We start from the raw sequence: 17,353 nt of genomic DNA, 5'->3' as shown, positions 1-17,353 counted from the left end.
TTCAAAAAATCAACAGATTTTGTTTGTTGTGAGAAAGTAAAAATCGAAAAAAGTAAAATTATGTAGCGCATAAAATGAAATTGATTGGTGCTAAATTAAAAAAAGCATAATGAAAATACATTATGCTTTTAGTGAAACTTTATATTTATTAATTATTCTGTAACTGTTGGTTTAACAATTGGTGTATTACTTTTTACAACAACAAAACTAGAAATAGCATAATAAGCATGTATGTTTGCGTTTGTAGATGCTAAATCATTAACCCAAGGTTGAAAAGCATATTCATAATTTAAACTTTGCCCAGCTAAAGAACTTGAAAAATTATCTGTACGAATTGGCACTGCCATTCCAGGACACCAACCTGCTCTATCTGGAGACCAATTTCCACTTTGAGGTTGCACTAAATTTGAAGCACATCCAATTGGTCCTAAATAATGAGAAAACGTATTTGAACCATTTATTTTTACATTATGAGTTCGGAAACACCATTCTGCACAAGGTCTTCCGTCTGGATCATTTGGAGTGGCATGTCCCCAACCTGTAATAATTGTTCTTAAGTTTGTAGCTAAAGCATTAGCTGGAATTTGAACTGATTTTGTTAAATCAAAAGCAGAAGCATTTTCGCCATAAATAACACCTTCTAACGAATTGTCATTATATTGTATAAGTCTTGAAATGGCATAATATGGATAATCTGGTGTACCTTCTATAAAATCAAAATCAACAGAAACAACCCAACCATCTGAACCCCAAACCTCTACAAAAGAACGCAACTCAACCGTACCTGATAATAAAGATTTAAAATCTGTAACATCTACTTTAAATCCTCTATCTACTTGAGCATTATTTTTTCCGTAAGGAGTTATATATCTTGCAATTTCATACCACTCATTAGAGCTTGGATCTTTTACTTTAACATTTGCAAAAACATCCCAAGCATTACAACCTGCTGATGGACATCTTAACTTAATATAGGCATAAATTTTTTGAATATTTGAATTATCGTTATGCAATGTAAACGTTTGAGTGTTAGATTGGCTTAATCCAGTACCAAAGGCAGCAGCGACATTCGTAAATGTAGGATAATTATAAACTCTTGGGATACCAGTTCCAGCAACTGCAACCGTTTTTTCACTTAAAGTTCCTGAAGAAATTGTAATGTTTCCGTTTTTAAAACCTAACTCGGTTGGTGCAAATTTTACATAAATTACTAAACTCCCTGAAGCAAAATTAGCAACAGGAATATTTTGAGAACTAGCAAATGTTACATTATCTGTAGAAACCTTAAAATATGTAGGTGCAGTAACAGAAATGTCAGTAGAAACATTTGTTACAGAAACTGTGAATGATTTCGAAACCGATTCTGTATTTACCATAACATTATCTAAATTTAATGTTGATGGACTTGGAGATAATGGACCAACAGTTGTATCTGCTGGAGGTGGAGCAACATCTGCGGAGCTACAAGAAATGTTTAATGTAATTAATACAAGTAAACCAAGTAAAAATTTAAAATTTGAGTGTTTCATTGTGTGTGTTTGATTGGTTATGTTTAAAATTTTTAAAAATTGATAAAAACAAACATACAAATAATTTTAAGTATTTTGTAAGTTTACACCTAAATGATAAAATTGAAAAAGAAAGCCATATTTAACTGGAGCAGCGGAAAAGATTCTGCCTTTGCTTTATACAAAATCTTACAAAACGACGAATTCGAAATTAGCACATTACTCACCAGTGTAAACTCAGCATTTCAAAGAGTTTCTATGCATGGTATTCGTGTGGAATTGCTTCAAAAACAAGCCGAAAACTTAAATTTACCTTTGCATATTGTTGAGTTTTCAGAATCGCCAACCATGGAAGAATATGAAGCTACAATGCAAAAAACCTTAGAAAAACTAAGAGCAAACGGGGACACAATCTCTATTTTCGGGGATATATTTTTAGAAGACCTTAGAAAATACCGTGAAGAAAAACTTAAAACCATGCAATTTGAAGGCGTTTTCCCGTTGTGGAAAATTCCAACTGATGTATTAATTTCCGATTTTTTAGCTTTAGGTTTTAAAACTATTGTAGTTTGTGTCAACGAAAAATATTTAGACAAAAGTTTTGTGGGACGAATTATCGATGAAGATTTTATCAAAGATTTACCAGATAACGTAGATGTTTGCGGGGAAAACGGCGAATTTCATACCTTCTGTTTTGATGGTCCGATATTTAAAAACCCAGTGGAATTTGAAATCGGAGAAATCGTTCATAAAAAATACGAAAAACCTAAGAACACTACAGCTTCAAATACGGCTTGTGATGTGGATTCTGATGAACCTGTTTATGGCTTTTGGTTTGTCGATTTAATTCCGAAATAGGAACACAGATTTTACAGATTAAAATGATTAGCATAATTTTTTTAAACACAGATTGGAGAAAATTCCAAAATTTATATAATTTCTTAAATATATGTTCGAAATTTGAAATTGAACATTCATAAATATTGCGATTTCATTCTGAATTAAAATTTAAAAAATATAACTTATCTTCGCTTTTCAAGTTTTTTTAAACACAGATTGGAGAAATTTTTAAAATTTTATTAATTTCTTTAATCTGTGTTCCAAACTTACAATTACAATTGACACATTAACAAATTGAACCTACTCGAAACTCCCATAGAATATTTGAAAGGCGTTGGTCCGCAACGTGGCGATTTGCTGCGCAAGGAAATGAACATTCATAAGTATGGCGATTTAATCAATTTATATCCAAATCGATACATCGACAGAACGCGCTATTTTAAAATCAATCAGTTGGTGAATAGCAATTCGGAAGTGCAGATTGTTGGGAAAGTCGTTCATATCAAAACTATCGATCAAGGAAAAGGAAAATCGAGATTAGTCGCAACATTTTTAGATGATACTGGTCAAATGGAATTGGTTTGGTTCCAAGGTCAGAAATGGGTGAAAGAAAGTTTGAAACTCAATACTGTTTATGTCATTTTTGGAAAAGTGACGCAATTTGGTTCGGTTTTCAATATGGCGCATCCAGAAATGGAATTGTTGGAAGAGCACAAAACTGCTTTACGAAGCGCGATGCAACCCGTTTATCCAAGTACCGAAAAACTTAATAACAAAGGCGTTACGAATAAAGTCATTAATAAAATGATGATGCAATTGTTTTCGGAAACGCATCAATTATTTTCGGAAACGTTGCCTGTTTCAATTATTGAAGAATTAAAACTGATTCCAAAAAAAGACGCTTTAGTCAACATCCATTTTCCGAAAAACCAAGATCTTTTAGCCAAAGCGCAATTTCGATTAAAGTTTGAAGAATTGTTTTTCATACAACTGCAATTAATCACGAAGAACTTAATTCGAAAACATAAAATTAAAGGTTTTCCATTCGAAATTATTGGCGAAAACTTTAATAATTTCTACAACAATCATTTGCCTTTTGAATTGACGAATGCGCAAAAAAGAGTATTGAAAGAAATTCGAAACGATTTAGGAAGTCACGCACAAATGAATCGTTTGCTACAAGGCGATGTAGGTTCTGGAAAAACCATCGTGGCGTTAATGTGTATGCTTATCGCGAAAGATAACGGCTTTCAAAGTTGTTTGATGGCGCCAACGGAAATTCTAGCCAATCAGCATTTTAATGGCATTACAGAATTAGCCAAAGATTTAAACATCAACATCAGAATTCTGACAGGTTCTACGAAAATTGCTCAACGAAGAATCATTCATGAAGAATTAGAAAACGGAACTTTAGATATTATCATCGGAACACACGCTTTATTGGAAGATAAAGTCCAATTTAAAAATTTAGGTTTAGCGGTTATAGATGAGCAACATAGGTTTGGTGTAGAACAAAGAAGTAAGCTTTGGGGAAAAGCCTCCCCTAGCCCCTCCAAAGGAGGGGAAATCGAACGTGTTAAACAAAAATACGAAACAGCTCGACCTTCAACATATAAACTTTTAAAAGAACTTAAAAATCAGAATAAGCAAAATAGCACACAAGCTGAAGGTATATTATGGGAATATTTAAGAAATAAAAATCTTAAGTATGAATTTAGAAGACAACATATAATTGATATTTTCATTGCTGACTTTGTTTGCTTAGAAAAAAAACTAATAATTGAAGTTGATGGTGGTTATCATAACACATTAGAACAAAAAGAAGCTGACGAATTACGCACGCAAATCTTAAATGAAATTGGTTTTAAAGTAATTCGATTTACAAACGAACAAGTTATTGGTGACATTGATAACGTCATTAATAGGATCAACACAATCTTGGCAAGCCTCCCTTCTGGGGAGGTTGGAGGGGCTACTCCCCCACACGTTTTAGTGATGACTGCTACTCCAATTCCTCGTACTTTAGCGATGAGTTTGTATGGCGATTTAGATATTTCTGTGATTGATGAATTGCCTCCAGGTAGAAAACCGATTCGAACGGAACATCGATTTGATAGTAAGCGTTTGGTGGTTTGGAAATTCTTGAAAGATGAAATTGCCAAAGGCCGACAAATTTATATTGTGTATCCGTTAATTCAGGAATCGGAAAAAATGGATTATAAGGATTTGATGGATGGTTACGAAAGTATTTCTCGCGATTTTCCTTTGCCTCACTATTCCATTTCTATTTTACATGGAAAAATGAAACCCGCCGACAAAGATGAAGAAATGAAACGCTTTGCCGAAGGTAAAACCAATATTATGGTAGCGACAACCGTTATTGAGGTTGGTGTAAATGTACCCAATGCTTCCGTAATGGTAATTGAAAGTGCTGAACGTTTTGGTTTGTCGCAATTGCATCAGTTGCGTGGCCGAGTTGGGCGTGGTGCCGAACAAAGTTATTGTATTTTAATGACCGATTACAAACTTTCTGAAGACAGTAAAACCCGAATGGAAACCATGGTGCGAACTAATGACGGATTTGAAATTGCAGAAGTCGATTTAAAATTACGTGGCCCAGGCGATATTATGGGAAAACAACAAAGCGGTGTGTTAAACCTACAAATTGCCGATTTAGTAAAAGACCGAGATATTTTACAAGTAGCACGACATTTAGCCGTAAAACTACTAAAAGAAGACCCAAGCATGAACTTACCCGAACACGCCAAACTCAAAGAAGTGTTCCTAGAAATTAGTAAGAAGAAAAGTATTTGGAATTATATTAGTTAATGTGCCGATTTTCAATTTGACGATGTGTCAATGTGCCAATAAATTAAACAAAACGTTTGTCATTCTGAACTTGTTTCAGAATCTCTGAATAATAATCCTGAATTTTTGTAAGAATTTTATATATTTACAAATACAATAAGCAAATTATAAATATTAGTATACAAAAGTCCAAAACATTAATGGTTATTATAACATGAATCAGCAATAATTAGATGACATACATATTTCGAAATACAGAAATGAACAATGAAAAGGCTTCAAATTTTGAAACTAAGTCATTATTATATTTAATTGGACAACGTAGTGACAGTAAAGATGTAGTTTATGTAACATTTGACTGTTTTAATGATGTGAGTGGTATAAACAAAAAAACCGATAAAATTTGGGATATTCAATCTAAAAATGAAAGGACTCTAAATCCAAAAAAGATTGGAAAATACTTTTACACTCTTTTCGATAATTTCACATCAATTTTTGATTTTGAAGATTTTATTTTCTTTTGTCCTGAATTAAAATTAGAATATAAAATTGATCCTTTAAAAACGACCTATAACTTGGATAACATAGTTGATAAAACATCCAAAAGAATAAAAAAAGGGTTAACAGAAGAAATAGAAAGAGTCAAAGGAAATTCAACTAGTTATGCATTAGATATTGATAGCTTTTTGAAGAAAGTTTTGATTGTAGAAGATAAATCTACAAATAACGAATATATAAAAGCTGTTACAAAATTTAAAAATACTAACCTTAAGAATGATGATTTTTATAGTAGTCTTTTTAATGACTTGCGAGATATTCAAACCGCAAAAAAAAATAGTTATATCGAAAATAGTTCAATCTCAGAAATTAGAGAAGTTCTTAATTTTAGAAGATATCTTACAACTAAGGATATTGAAACTTTAATTATTAGCCGAATTATTGGATGTGAGATTTTTAAATATAAATCTATTCCAATTTATTTTTCTCAAGTATTAGACGGGATGGATATAGAAGATAAAAAGGATTTATTACAAGAATGCAATTCGAATCTTTCAAGAGCTTTCTTTAATAAAAATAGTAATAAAACTTTTTGGGATGTTTGCGAAAAAATTGTAGAATATAGAACATCTATAACTGATAATGATGTAGAAAATATTTATTTATTATTATTTGTAGACTATAAATTCAGAATTTCATACATAACCAAGGAAACAATAATATATCTTATATCAATAATTATAGAAGGACTAGATGATAATTAAAAAAGCAGCTTTTGGAAATAAAAATGAAGCATTTATAGAGAATCGCTTTACCAATAAAACGAATATAATTTTCAGTAATGAGAATAATCGTGGGAAGACTTTATTAATGCAATGTATTGTGTATTCTCTAGGATATGATTCAATTTTTCCTAGTGGATTTGATACTAAAAAATATTTCTTTTATTCAGAAATCGAAATCGAAAATCGAAAATTTGAATTTTTAAGAAAAGGAAATTCTATTTTAGTTTTAAATCAAGAACAGCTTTATATTTTTAACAGCATCACAGAGTTTAAATATTATTTTGATCAAGAAATTTATAATCTCCCAAAAATTGATAAAGACGGACAACAAAGAACTATCGATTTAAGTCTACTTTATGAGCTTTTCTTTTTAGGCCAAGACAAAAGAAATACATCAAATCTTATTTTTAAGGGACAAAACAATAAAGTGGATTTTCTAAATATGATTTATTCGATGGAAGGAATAACTATTGAAACATTCAATAAATATGATGTTGAAAATCTAAAAAAAGAGAAAAAAATAATCGATTCAAAAATAAAAGCTGAAATAAGAAAAATTAGCATAATTAAAAAAAATCCTGAAATTTCCACATTTATTAGTGCGGCTGCAAATAATATAGAGTACAGGAATTTTGGAAATCAAATTCAAGAAATACATCAAAGCATTGCAGATCTCAAGAAAAAAAGAAATAGAGAAGAAAACAGGAAAGCAAAACTTCAAGCATTAGTTATTGAATTGAACTCTTTGAATAGAAATCTTAATGAAGGTAAAGTTAAATGTGGAGATTGTGGTAGTTCAAAAATAATATTTACTAATGATGATTTTGAATTCGAAGTTAGTAATAACCATGTAAGACAAAATATCCTAATCTCAATAAAATCAAGTATTGAAATTAAAGATGAAATCATTTCTGAGTTTAATCTTGAAATCAATAATGAACAAGAACAAATAAACAAGCTTCTAGAAAATTCAACCCCCGAAATTAAAAATTATATTTTGTTTCAAGATGAAATTTATGATTCGAAAGATGTTGACAAAATCGTTTTAGAATTACAAAATCGTTTAAATGAAATTGAAAATCAATTAAAAAATAATGAAAGTAAAATTACTTCTGATAAAGAGCAACAAAAGTATATATTAGAAAGTATTCTTAAAGAGATGAAACGCTTTTATGATATTATTGATCCGCAAGGTTTACTTAAATTTGATGAATTATTTACTAAGGCAACCGAAACCTATTCTGGTAGTGAAGGACAAGAATATTATTTTTGTAAAATTATGGCTTTAAACAGTGTTTTGGCTCATAAGTTTCCAATCATTATTGATTCATTTCGAGAAGGTGAATTATCTACTTCAAAGGAAATGACAATGATTGATGAATTCTTAAAATTAAACAAACAAGTAATTTTAACTTCAACTCTTAAAAATGAAGAATATTCAGCAGACAAATATTTAAACATTAATGAATTAAATGTAATTGATTATTCCAATTTCGAGGATAGTAAAATTTTACAAGAAAGTTATTTAAATAGTTTTCAAGAATTACTTTCAAAGTTTAATATTAAAGATTATTAACACTTCGCTCCTGCTCGAATATTTCGCTTAGTAAATAAAAAAACTCCTAACCCACTTAGGAGTTTTTTTATTGCCAACTCTCAAAACAAACTTGTGACAAAAATTTTAAACCAAAAAAAATTGCCACGAAATTGTGACAAAATTTTTTCAACAATTAAAAATGTCACAAAACTGTGACAAAAAAAATTAAAATAAATATTTTGCCACGAATTCACGAATTAAAATAAAGCACAAAAAATTCAAAAAAAATTAGTGCATTCGTGATAAAAAAATCATTTTATAACAAACTCCCTTTTAATCCAAATATTTCAAACACTTGTACCTACAAGTATGTTAAATAAATTGTAACGTTTTGGAAGTATAATTTAGTAGAGTTAGATTTGTGTCAAATCTAAGCTTATTTACCATGAAGATTAAAACTATCAGTATCACGTTAATTTCCCTAGCACTTTTAGGACTAATTGGTTACCGAATTACAAAAAATTCTGCCGAATCTGAAAAAAACGATAAAAAAGGGGACAAAAAACCGCCTTTAACAGTTACAGCTATTGTAGTTTCTTCAAAAGATTTTTCTAATGCGATTTCACTTTCTGGTTCAATTGAAGCCAATGAAAACGTGGAAATTAGAAGTGAAGTTTCTGGAATTGTTGAAAAAATTTCTTTTTCGGAAGGTACAAATGTGAGTAAAGGGCAGGTTTTATTAAAAGTCAACGATATTGAATTGAGAGCTCAATTATCTCAAGCTATAACACGACAAAAATTAGCTTCAGAAAACGAAAGAAGAGCGAAATTATTACTACAAAAAGAAGCCATCAGTCAAGAAGAATATGAGATTGCTAGCGCGGAATTCAGAAGTTTAAAAGCACAAACCCAATTGATTCAAGCTCAAATTGCTAAAACAACCATCAGAGCACCCTTTTCTGGAAAAATTGGTTTACGAAATATTTCTCCTGGAACATACGTTACTCCAACAACACTTATCACCAAATTAGTAAGTTCAGGTCAAGTGAAAATTAGTTTTTCTATTCCTGAAAAATATGCTTCGGAAATTGAAAATAACGCTGCTATCCTATTCACCATTCCAAATAATCCACAAAAATTCTCAGCTAAAATTTACGCTATCCAACCAGAAATTGAAACGGCAACTAGAACTTTAAAAATTCGTGCCATCGCTGACAATTCAAATGGGAAATTATTACCCGGAACGTTCGCCACTATCGAACTTTCTCTAAAAAATATTAAAGATGCGATTGTAATTCCTACTGAAGCGGTTGTGCCCATTCAGAATGGAAAAGTCGTATATATTGCCAATAACGGAAAAGCAAAAGAAGTAAAAATTGAAACGTTAGCCAGAACTTCAAAAGATGTTGTCGTAACAAGCGGCATAAAATCTGGCGATACGTTATTGACTTCCGGCGTAATGGCATTAAAAGACGAAGCGGAAATTAAAGTGAAGCTGAAGTAAAATGTACGAAGTACGATTTACGAAGTACGAATTTTACATCGTAAATCTTAATTCGTAAATCCAAAATCGTAAGTCGTAAATCATAATTCCAAAATCGTAAATCGTAAATAAGAAATCGTAAATCCAAATGACTTTATCAACTTTAAGTATAAAAAGACCCGTTTTTACCATCGTAATTAATCTTTTAATTATTCTATTTGGTATTTTGGGCTATACCTATTTGGGTGTTCGAGAATTTCCTTCGATTGATCCTGCGCAGATTTCTGTTCGTACCAATTATACGGGTGCGAATTCGGATATTATCGAGTCGCAAATTACAGAACCACTTGAAAAAGCGATTAATTCAATTGACGGAATTCGAAATATTACGTCTTCGAGTAATCAAGGTTCGAGTAATATTACCATCGAATTTAAACTAGAAAAAAACTTAGAAGAAGCGGCTAATGATGTGCGTGATAAAGTATCGCAAGCGGTTAGAAGTTTACCACAAGATATTGATGCACCGCCAGTAGTTTCTAAAGCGGATGCCGATTCGGATGCAATTATTTCGATGACGGTTCAAAGTAAATCGAGAAACGCATTAGAATTAAGCGATTATGCCGAAAACGTAATTGCGGAGAGAATTCAAACGATTCCTGGTGTGAGTGGCGTGCAAATTTGGGGACAAAAAAGATATTCGATGCGAATTTGGATTGATCCTATCAAACTGAATTCCTACGGAGTAACCGTTTCTGATGTTAGAGCGGCATTAGACAAACAAAATGTAGAATTACCTTCAGGAAAATTAACCGGTGCGAATACCGAATTAATGGTAAAAACACTTGGAAATTTATCGACTGAAAAGGAATTTAACGATATCATTATTATTTCAAACGAAAACAAAACCGTTCGTTTAAGCGATATTGGAAATGCTTCTTTAGAATCAGAAAATTTAGAAACGAAGTTTACCGAATCAGGAAATCCGATGGTTGCTGTGGCGATTATACCGCAACCTGGAAGTAATTATTTAGAAATTGCCGATGCGTTTTATGCGCAATTCGATAAACTAAAAAAAGAATTACCAAAAGATATTAAGATTGATATTGCTTTAGACAACACGCTTTTCATTAAAAAATCGGTGGTTGAGGTTGCGGAAACTTTATTGATTTCCATCCTTTTAGTAGTCTTGATTATCTTCTTATTTTTTAGAGATTGGTCTATCGCCTTCCGACCGTTAATTGACATTCCGGTTTCCTTAATTGCTACGTTTTTTATCATGTATTTGTGTGGCTTTTCTATCAACGTATTAACGCTTTTAGCTATCGTTTTAGCTACAGGATTAGTAGTTGATGATGGAATTGTTGTGACCGAAAATATCTTCAAAAAAGTCGAAGAAGGTATGTCGCCCATTGAAGCGGCGATTAAAGGTTCCAACGAAATTTTCTTTGCTGTAATTTCTATTTCTATTACGCTTGCTGCTGTTTTCTTACCCATCGTCTTCTTAGAAGGATTCGTAGGTCGATTGTTCCGAGAGTTTGGTGTCGTAATTGGTGCGGCGGTTTTAATTTCTGCCTTCGTATCATTGACTTTAACACCAATGTTAAACGCCTATTTAATGAAAGGTGGCGAACAAAAGAAAACGAAATTTTATCATTTTACAGAACCCTATTTTGTAGGTTTAAATCAAGGTTACGCGAACGCTTTAACGAATTTCATGAAAAGAAAATGGTTGAGTTTTCCAATTGTCATTGTTTGTATTGGATTGATAGTGTTGTTTTTCAAAATCTTACCAAAAGAAACCGCACCTTATGACGACAGAAGTCTAGGGATTGTAAGTGTGACCACACCAGAAGGCGCGACATATGAATACACGGACAAATTTATGACCGAATTATCAGATTTGATAAACGATTCTATTCCTGAGAAAAAAGTGGCGTTGGTAATTACTTCACCTGGATTTATGTCTTCGTCTGTGAATACAGGTCGTGTGCGTTTGGCTTTGGTGGAACCAGAAAACAGAGAAAAATCGCAAAAAGAAATCGTAGATAATTTAAATAAATGGACGAAGAAATATCCACAAGCGAAAGTCAATGTTTCGGAACAACCAACCATTGCGGTAAATCGTAGAGGTGGCTTACCAATTCAATATATCATTCAAGCGCCGAATTTTGAGAAATTACGAGAAAAAATTCCTCAATTTATGGAAGAAGCGAGTAAGAATGAAACCTTCTCTAATGTAGATGTAAATTTGAAATTCAACAAACCTGAAATTAACGTGACTATCAATCGTGAAAAAGCGGAAAGTTTAGGGATTTCGGTTTTAGATGTAGCGCAAACACTTCAACTTTCCTTGAGCGGACAACGTTTTGGGTATTTTATGCAAAACGGAAAACAATATCAAGTTATCGGACAATTCGATCAAAAAGACCGTGATGCGCCTTTAGATTTAACTTCGATGTTTGTAAAAAATAAAGCGGGAGAATTAATTCAATTAGACAATGTGGTTGAAGTAGAAGAACAAAGTAATCCACCACAATTGTTTCATAACAATAGATATATGTCGGCCACAGTTTCTGCAGGTTTAGCACCAGGAAAAAGTATGGGCGACGGAATTGATGCGATGGATGAAATCAAAGCTAAAGTTTTAGATGAAACCTTTACTACAGATTTAGGTGGAGAATCGAGAGATTTTGTGGAAAGTAGTTCGAATACATCTTTCGCATTCGGTTTAGCTTTATTGTTAATTTATTTGATTTTAGCAGCACAATTTGAAAGTTTTATTGATCCGTTTATTATTATTTTAACTGTACCGATGGCAGTTGCTGGAGCGTTATTCTCGCTTTGGTTATTCGGACAAACTTGGAATATTTTCAGTCAAATTGGAACCGTCATGTTAATCGGATTGGTAACCAAGAACGGAATTCTGATTGTAGAATTCGCAAATCAATTACGAGAACAAGGCAAACCCAAATACGAAGCGATTATAGAAGCTTCAGAAGCCCGTTTACGTCCAATTTTAATGACAAGTTTAGCGATTGCTTTAGGAGCATTACCAATTGCGATGTCGCTTGGAGCAGCCTCTACAAGTAGAATTGGAATGGGAGTTGTAATTGTTGGAGGTACGATGTTTTCATTAGTCTTGACTTTATTTGTAATTCCAGCCTTCTATTTAATGTGGTCGAAAGCCAAAAAACACCGACCTGAATTTGATAATTTAGATGCACTGGAAAAATAGGTTGGGAGTTGGAAGATGGAAGTTGGAAGTTGGAAGTTGGAAGTTGGAAGATTAAAAAAAATCGTGAATTCATTGTAAACATATTTTTTTTGCCACGAATTCACGAATTAATAATTTTGGATTAACACAATTCGAATCGACTAAGTCGATAATTAATTCGAATTAAAATTACTAAGTAATACAGTAAAAAAATTCGTGAATTCGTGGCAAAGAAAAAGAATATAATTAAGCCACGAATTCACGAATTAAAAATTTTGAGTAAATACTTTCGAATCGACTAAGTCGATAATTAATTCGAATTAAATTTAAAATGATTCGAAAAATTCGATAATTCGTGGCAAAGAACAAAACTATACGTGGCAAAAAATAAAAACATTATGCAAAATTTATATAAAATAGCTTTTCTATTATTCGTTGGATTTTCAGCGCAAGCTCAAGAAATATTGACGCTTGAAGACGCTGTGAAAATATCCTTAGAAAATAATTACGATATCAAAATTGCGAAAAACAATTTGAAAATCGATGAAACCAATAACAATCTAGGAACTGCTGGAATGTTACCTTCGGTTACCGCAAATTTCACGAATAACAATAGTCTAATTGACACCAAGCAAACCCAAGCTGGCGGAACGGTTAGAGAATTAGACGGCGCTAAAAACATGAATTTGAGTTATGGTGTAGGTTTAGATTGGACTATTTTTGATGGCATGAGCATGTTTTCGAGAAGAGAACAATTGAAAGTGTTGGAAGAACAAGGAAAATCAGAATTGCAATCGGCTATTTTGACTAAAATTAGCGATGTGTATTTAACGTATTTCGACTTGGCACAGCAACAACAAATGATGGCTTCAATTGACACAGCAATTGTGATTTCTAACCAAAGAGTGGAAACGGCTAAAAACAGATTTACTATCGGAAAAGCTTCCAAATTAGAAGTTTTAAACGCTCAAGTAGATTTGAATACTGATTTAAGTTTATTGCTAAAACAGAAAGAATTATACAGAATTACAAAAATTAGAATGAACGAATTATTAGTAAGAGATGTTCAAACTGATTTTAAAGTCAACCAAGAAATTACGCTGGAACAAAATTTAGATTTCAACGAATTAAAAACTACGGCTGAAAAACAAAACCCGCAATTGCAAGCGCAAATCTTAACTAAAAAAGTCGCCGATTTAAATTTGAAACAAGTCAAAGGCAATCGTTACCCAACGGTGCGATTGACTTCTGGTTATAACTTTACACGTTCGGAAGCTTCATTAGGATTCGTAACGCAATCATCAGGACAAGGTTTTGTGTATGGAGTTTCAGCTTCGATGCCAATTTTTAACGGTTTTACTCAAAACAGAAATGAAAAAGTTGCGAAATATCAAGTCGAAAACGCGAGTTTCCTTTTAGAACAACAAAAACTATCTTTAACAACACAATTAGCCACATTATTTGCGAGTTATCAAACGAATTTAGAATTGGTTAAAGTCGAAGAAAAGAATTTAGAAATCGCCAAACAAAACTTAGATATCACGTTAGCGAAATTCAAAATCGGAACCATCACAACGATTGAATTCAGAACGGCACAACAAAATTTTGTAGAAGCTTCTGTAAGATATTCTAACGCACAATATGTTACCAAACTTTCAGAAATTAACTTAAAAGAATTAGCGGGAACTTTAAAATTAAATTAGTAAAAACAGTTGTTTCTTTTTACTTTTACCTTTTTACTTTTACCTTTTTACTTTTACCTTTTTACTTGGCTCTTTTTACTTTTTACTTTTATCTTAAACCATGGTACAATACAACCCAAAAGATTGGATTACATACATTTTCAAATTTCATAAATCGGATACATTTCGTCAATTAATTCCAATGATGTTATTAATTGGAGCGTATTCTGCAACTGTTTGTTATTTAGAAATTCATTTTTTTAAATTAAAAGATGATAGTCATGTGAAAAACATTTCTATCATGCACACTACGGTAGGATTTGTGTTGTCTTTACTTTTAGCTTACCGAACCAATACCGCTTATGACCGTTGGTGGGAAGGAAGAAAATTATGGGGAAGTTTGGTGAATAATTCTAGAAACTTAGCCATTAAATTATCAGCAATTTTAGAAAATGAATCGGATAAAAACTATTTCAGAAAAATAATCCCAGGTTACGCTTCCATTTTAGCAAAACATTTAACCAACGAAGAAGTGGGTAAAGTGCTGTTTGAAGGTTTAGATTTAGAAATTGACCATAACAAACACAAACCGAATCAGGTGGCAAAAATGATTTTCAATAAGATAAATGATTTATATAAATCGAATAAAATTTCTGGCGACCAATTGATCATTTTGAATGCAGAACTTCAATCGTTTACAGATGTATGTGGTGCTTGTGAAAGAATTAAAAACACGCCTATTCCCTATTCTTACAGTGCATTTATCAAGAAATTTATTTTCTTTTACGTGATGACATTGCCGTTCGGATATGTATTTAGTTTAGGGTATTATGTAGTTCCAGTCGTAGTGTTTATCTTTTATGTTTTAGCCAGTTTAGAATTGATTGCAGAAGAAATTGAAGACCCATTTGGAACAGATGAAAACGATTTACCAATTGCAAAAATTGCGAGTAATATTAAAAAACATGTTGAGGAAATTCTATGATTTTGTCAATCTAAACTTATTTCAGATTCTAATAATATTTAGTTGAGATTCTGAAATAAATTCAGAATGACAAGTTTTCAAAAAAAATCCCGTTCCGAAGTTAATCGAAACGGGATTTTTTTATAAACTGCATAGATTATTTTCTTGCGATAACTTTTAATGATTTCTCAATAATAGCAGCACTATTTAATCCGTATTTTTCCATTAATTGTTCTGGAGTTCCGCTTTCTCCGAATGTATCGTTTGTCGCAACAAATTCTTGTGGCGTTGGATTGTTTAAAGATAACGTTCTTGCAACGCTTTCTCCTAAACCTCCTAAGAAATTATGTTCTTCAGCAGTTACTACACAACCTGTTTTTGCAACCGATTTTAAGATAGCTTCTTCATCTAAAGGTTTGATTGTATGAATATTAATAACCTCAGCAGAAACGCCTTGTTTTTCTAATTCTTCAGCAGCAATTAAGGCTTCCCAAACTAAATGTCCAGTTGCGATAATCGTTACATCTGTTCCTTCGCTTAATAAAATAGCTTTTCCAATTACGAATGGTTCATCAGCAGGAGTGAAATTTGGCACTACCGGACGACCGAAACGTAAATAAGCTGGACCATGATGATCTGCTAAAGCTAAAGTTGCTGCTTTAGTTTGGTTGTAATCACATGTGTTGATTACCGTCATACCTGGCAACATTTTCATTAAACCAATGTCTTCTAAAATCTGGTGAGTGGCACCGTCTTCTCCTAAAGTTAAACCGGCGTGAGACGCACAAATTTTTACATTTTTATCAGAATAAGCTACAGATTGACGAATTTGATCGTAAACTCTTCCAGTAGAAAAGTTAGCGAAAGTTCCTGTGAAAGGAATTTTTCCACCAATAGTTAAACCTGCTGCAATTCCAATCATGTTTGCTTCTGCAATTCCGATTTGGAAAAAACGCTCTGGATGATTTTTCTTGAAATCGTCAAACTTTAACGACCCAATTAAATCCGCACAAAGTGCTACCACATTTTCGTTTTTTTGTCCTAATTCGGTCATTCCTGCTCCAAATCCTGAACGTGTATCTTTACTTCCTGTATTTTCGTATTTTTTCATTTTTTTTTTAGCTATAAGCTATAGGCAATAGGCAATAAGCATAACGCTTAAGGCATAAAGCATAAAGCATTTTTAATAATCTCCTAAAGTTGCTGGATTTTGGTTTAAGGCATTTTCTAATTGCTCATTACTTGGTGCTTTACCATGCCAAGCGTGTGTATGCATCATGAAATCTACTCCGTTACCCATTTCTGTATGTAACAACACACAAACTGGTTTTCCTTTCCCTGAACGAGATTTTGCATCAGCCATTCCGTTAATAATAGCTTCGATATTATTTCCTTCTGTAATTTCTAAAACATCCCAATCAAACGCTTCAAATTTGGCTTTAATATTACCCATATTTAAAACATCTTTTGTAGAACCATCAATTTGTTGACCGTTTAAATCGACAGTTGCAATTAAGTTGTCTACATTCTTAGCAGATGCATACATAATCGCTTCCCAATTTTGTCCTTCTTGTAATTCACCATCACCAGTTAAAACGTACACTAAATTCGTATCTTTATTTAACTTTTTAGCTTGCGCTGCACCAATAGCAACAGACAAACCTTGACCTAATGATCCAGAAGCCATTCTAATACCTTCTAAACCTTCATGAGTGGTTGGGTGACCTTGTAAACGTGTATTTAATTTACGGAAAGTAGCTAATTCCGAAACAGAGAAATAACCGCTTCTTGCTAAAACGCTGTAAAATACTGGAGAAATGTGTCCGTTTGATAAAAAGAATAAATCTTCATTGATTCCATTCATATCAAAACCTTCGTTTCTTTTCATTACATGTTGATACAGAGTTACTAAGAATTCTGCGCAACCTAAAGAACCACCTGGGTGACCTGAATTAACTGCGTGAACCATTCTTAAGATGTCTCTTCGAACTTGTTGTGTAAATTGTTCTAAATTAGAAATTTGTTGTGTCATTG

The 17,353-nt window shown here is 32.3% G+C and carries 11 protein-coding genes; 8 read left to right on the top strand and 3 right to left on the bottom strand.

All coding sequences use genetic code 11. The features are described 5' to 3' along the window. Positions 1 to 152: 152 nt before the first annotated feature. Positions 153 to 1,529: a peptide-N-glycosidase F-related protein gene (locus G6N05_RS01800; RefSeq protein ID WP_205729724.1), complete on the bottom strand. Its 1,377-nt coding sequence runs from the start codon at positions 1,527 to 1,529 to the stop codon at positions 153 to 155. A 102-nt stretch (positions 1,530 to 1,631) separates the two neighbouring features. Here G6N05_RS01800 and G6N05_RS01795 point away from each other — a divergent pair, with 102 nt between their 5' ends. The 8 genes from G6N05_RS01795 (at position 1,632) to G6N05_RS01760 (ending at position 15,340) form a co-directional block, all read left to right on the top strand. Next, entirely contained in the window at positions 1,632 to 2,366 is a 735-nt protein-coding gene (locus tag G6N05_RS01795) for a Dph6-related ATP pyrophosphatase (RefSeq protein WP_166124851.1), read from the top strand. A gap of 276 nt (positions 2,367 to 2,642) precedes the next feature. Then, positions 2,643 to 5,177: a DUF559 domain-containing protein gene (locus G6N05_RS01790; protein WP_166124850.1), complete on the top strand. Its 2,535-nt coding sequence runs from the start codon at positions 2,643 to 2,645 to the stop codon at positions 5,175 to 5,177. A gap of 239 nt (positions 5,178 to 5,416) precedes the next feature. Then, positions 5,417 to 6,418, top strand: a complete 1,002-nt coding sequence (locus tag G6N05_RS01785) for a hypothetical protein (RefSeq protein WP_166124849.1) — start codon at positions 5,417 to 5,419, stop codon at positions 6,416 to 6,418. Beyond that, a complete protein-coding gene (locus tag G6N05_RS01780; RefSeq protein WP_166124848.1) occupies positions 6,408 to 8,015 on the top strand; it encodes a hypothetical protein in 1,608 nt (535 codons plus the stop codon). The genes G6N05_RS01785 and G6N05_RS01780 overlap by 11 nt, the downstream gene beginning before the upstream one ends. A gap of 406 nt (positions 8,016 to 8,421) precedes the next feature. After that, positions 8,422 to 9,480: an efflux RND transporter periplasmic adaptor subunit gene (locus tag G6N05_RS01775; protein ID WP_166124847.1), complete on the top strand. Its 1,059-nt coding sequence runs from the start codon at positions 8,422 to 8,424 to the stop codon at positions 9,478 to 9,480. Between the two features lie 127 nt (positions 9,481 to 9,607). Continuing rightward, complete coding sequence (locus tag G6N05_RS01770) at positions 9,608 to 12,694, top strand: efflux RND transporter permease subunit (protein WP_166124846.1); 3,087 nt, start codon at positions 9,608 to 9,610, stop codon at positions 12,692 to 12,694. Positions 12,695 to 13,071: 377 nt separating this feature from the next. Then, positions 13,072 to 14,376 carry a TolC family protein gene (locus G6N05_RS01765; RefSeq protein ID WP_166124845.1) on the top strand — a complete coding sequence of 435 codons (1,305 nt, stop codon included), beginning with the start codon at positions 13,072 to 13,074 and terminating at the stop codon, positions 14,374 to 14,376. A 100-nt stretch (positions 14,377 to 14,476) separates the two neighbouring features. Continuing rightward, positions 14,477 to 15,340, top strand: a complete 864-nt coding sequence (locus G6N05_RS01760) for a bestrophin family protein (RefSeq protein ID WP_166124844.1) — start codon at positions 14,477 to 14,479, stop codon at positions 15,338 to 15,340. Between the two features lie 136 nt (positions 15,341 to 15,476). Here the strand turns inward: G6N05_RS01760 and G6N05_RS01755 are convergent, their stop codons facing one another. Then, on the bottom strand, positions 15,477 to 16,430 hold the full coding sequence (locus G6N05_RS01755; protein WP_166124843.1) for a transketolase family protein: 954 nt from the start codon (positions 16,428 to 16,430) through the stop codon (positions 15,477 to 15,479). 72 nt (positions 16,431 to 16,502) lie between these two features. Then, positions 16,503 to 17,351, bottom strand: coding sequence for a transketolase (locus G6N05_RS01750; RefSeq protein WP_166124842.1), 849 nt, complete (start codon positions 17,349 to 17,351; stop codon positions 16,503 to 16,505). Positions 17,352 to 17,353 lie beyond the last annotated feature (2 nt).

Origin of the sequence: Flavobacterium bernardetii, assembly GCF_011305415.1 — a bacterium.
Taxonomy (GTDB): domain Bacteria; phylum Bacteroidota; class Bacteroidia; order Flavobacteriales; family Flavobacteriaceae; genus Flavobacterium; species Flavobacterium bernardetii.
The sequence above is the reverse complement of the archived record's forward strand: the minus strand, read 5'-3'. Positions and strand labels throughout refer to the sequence as shown.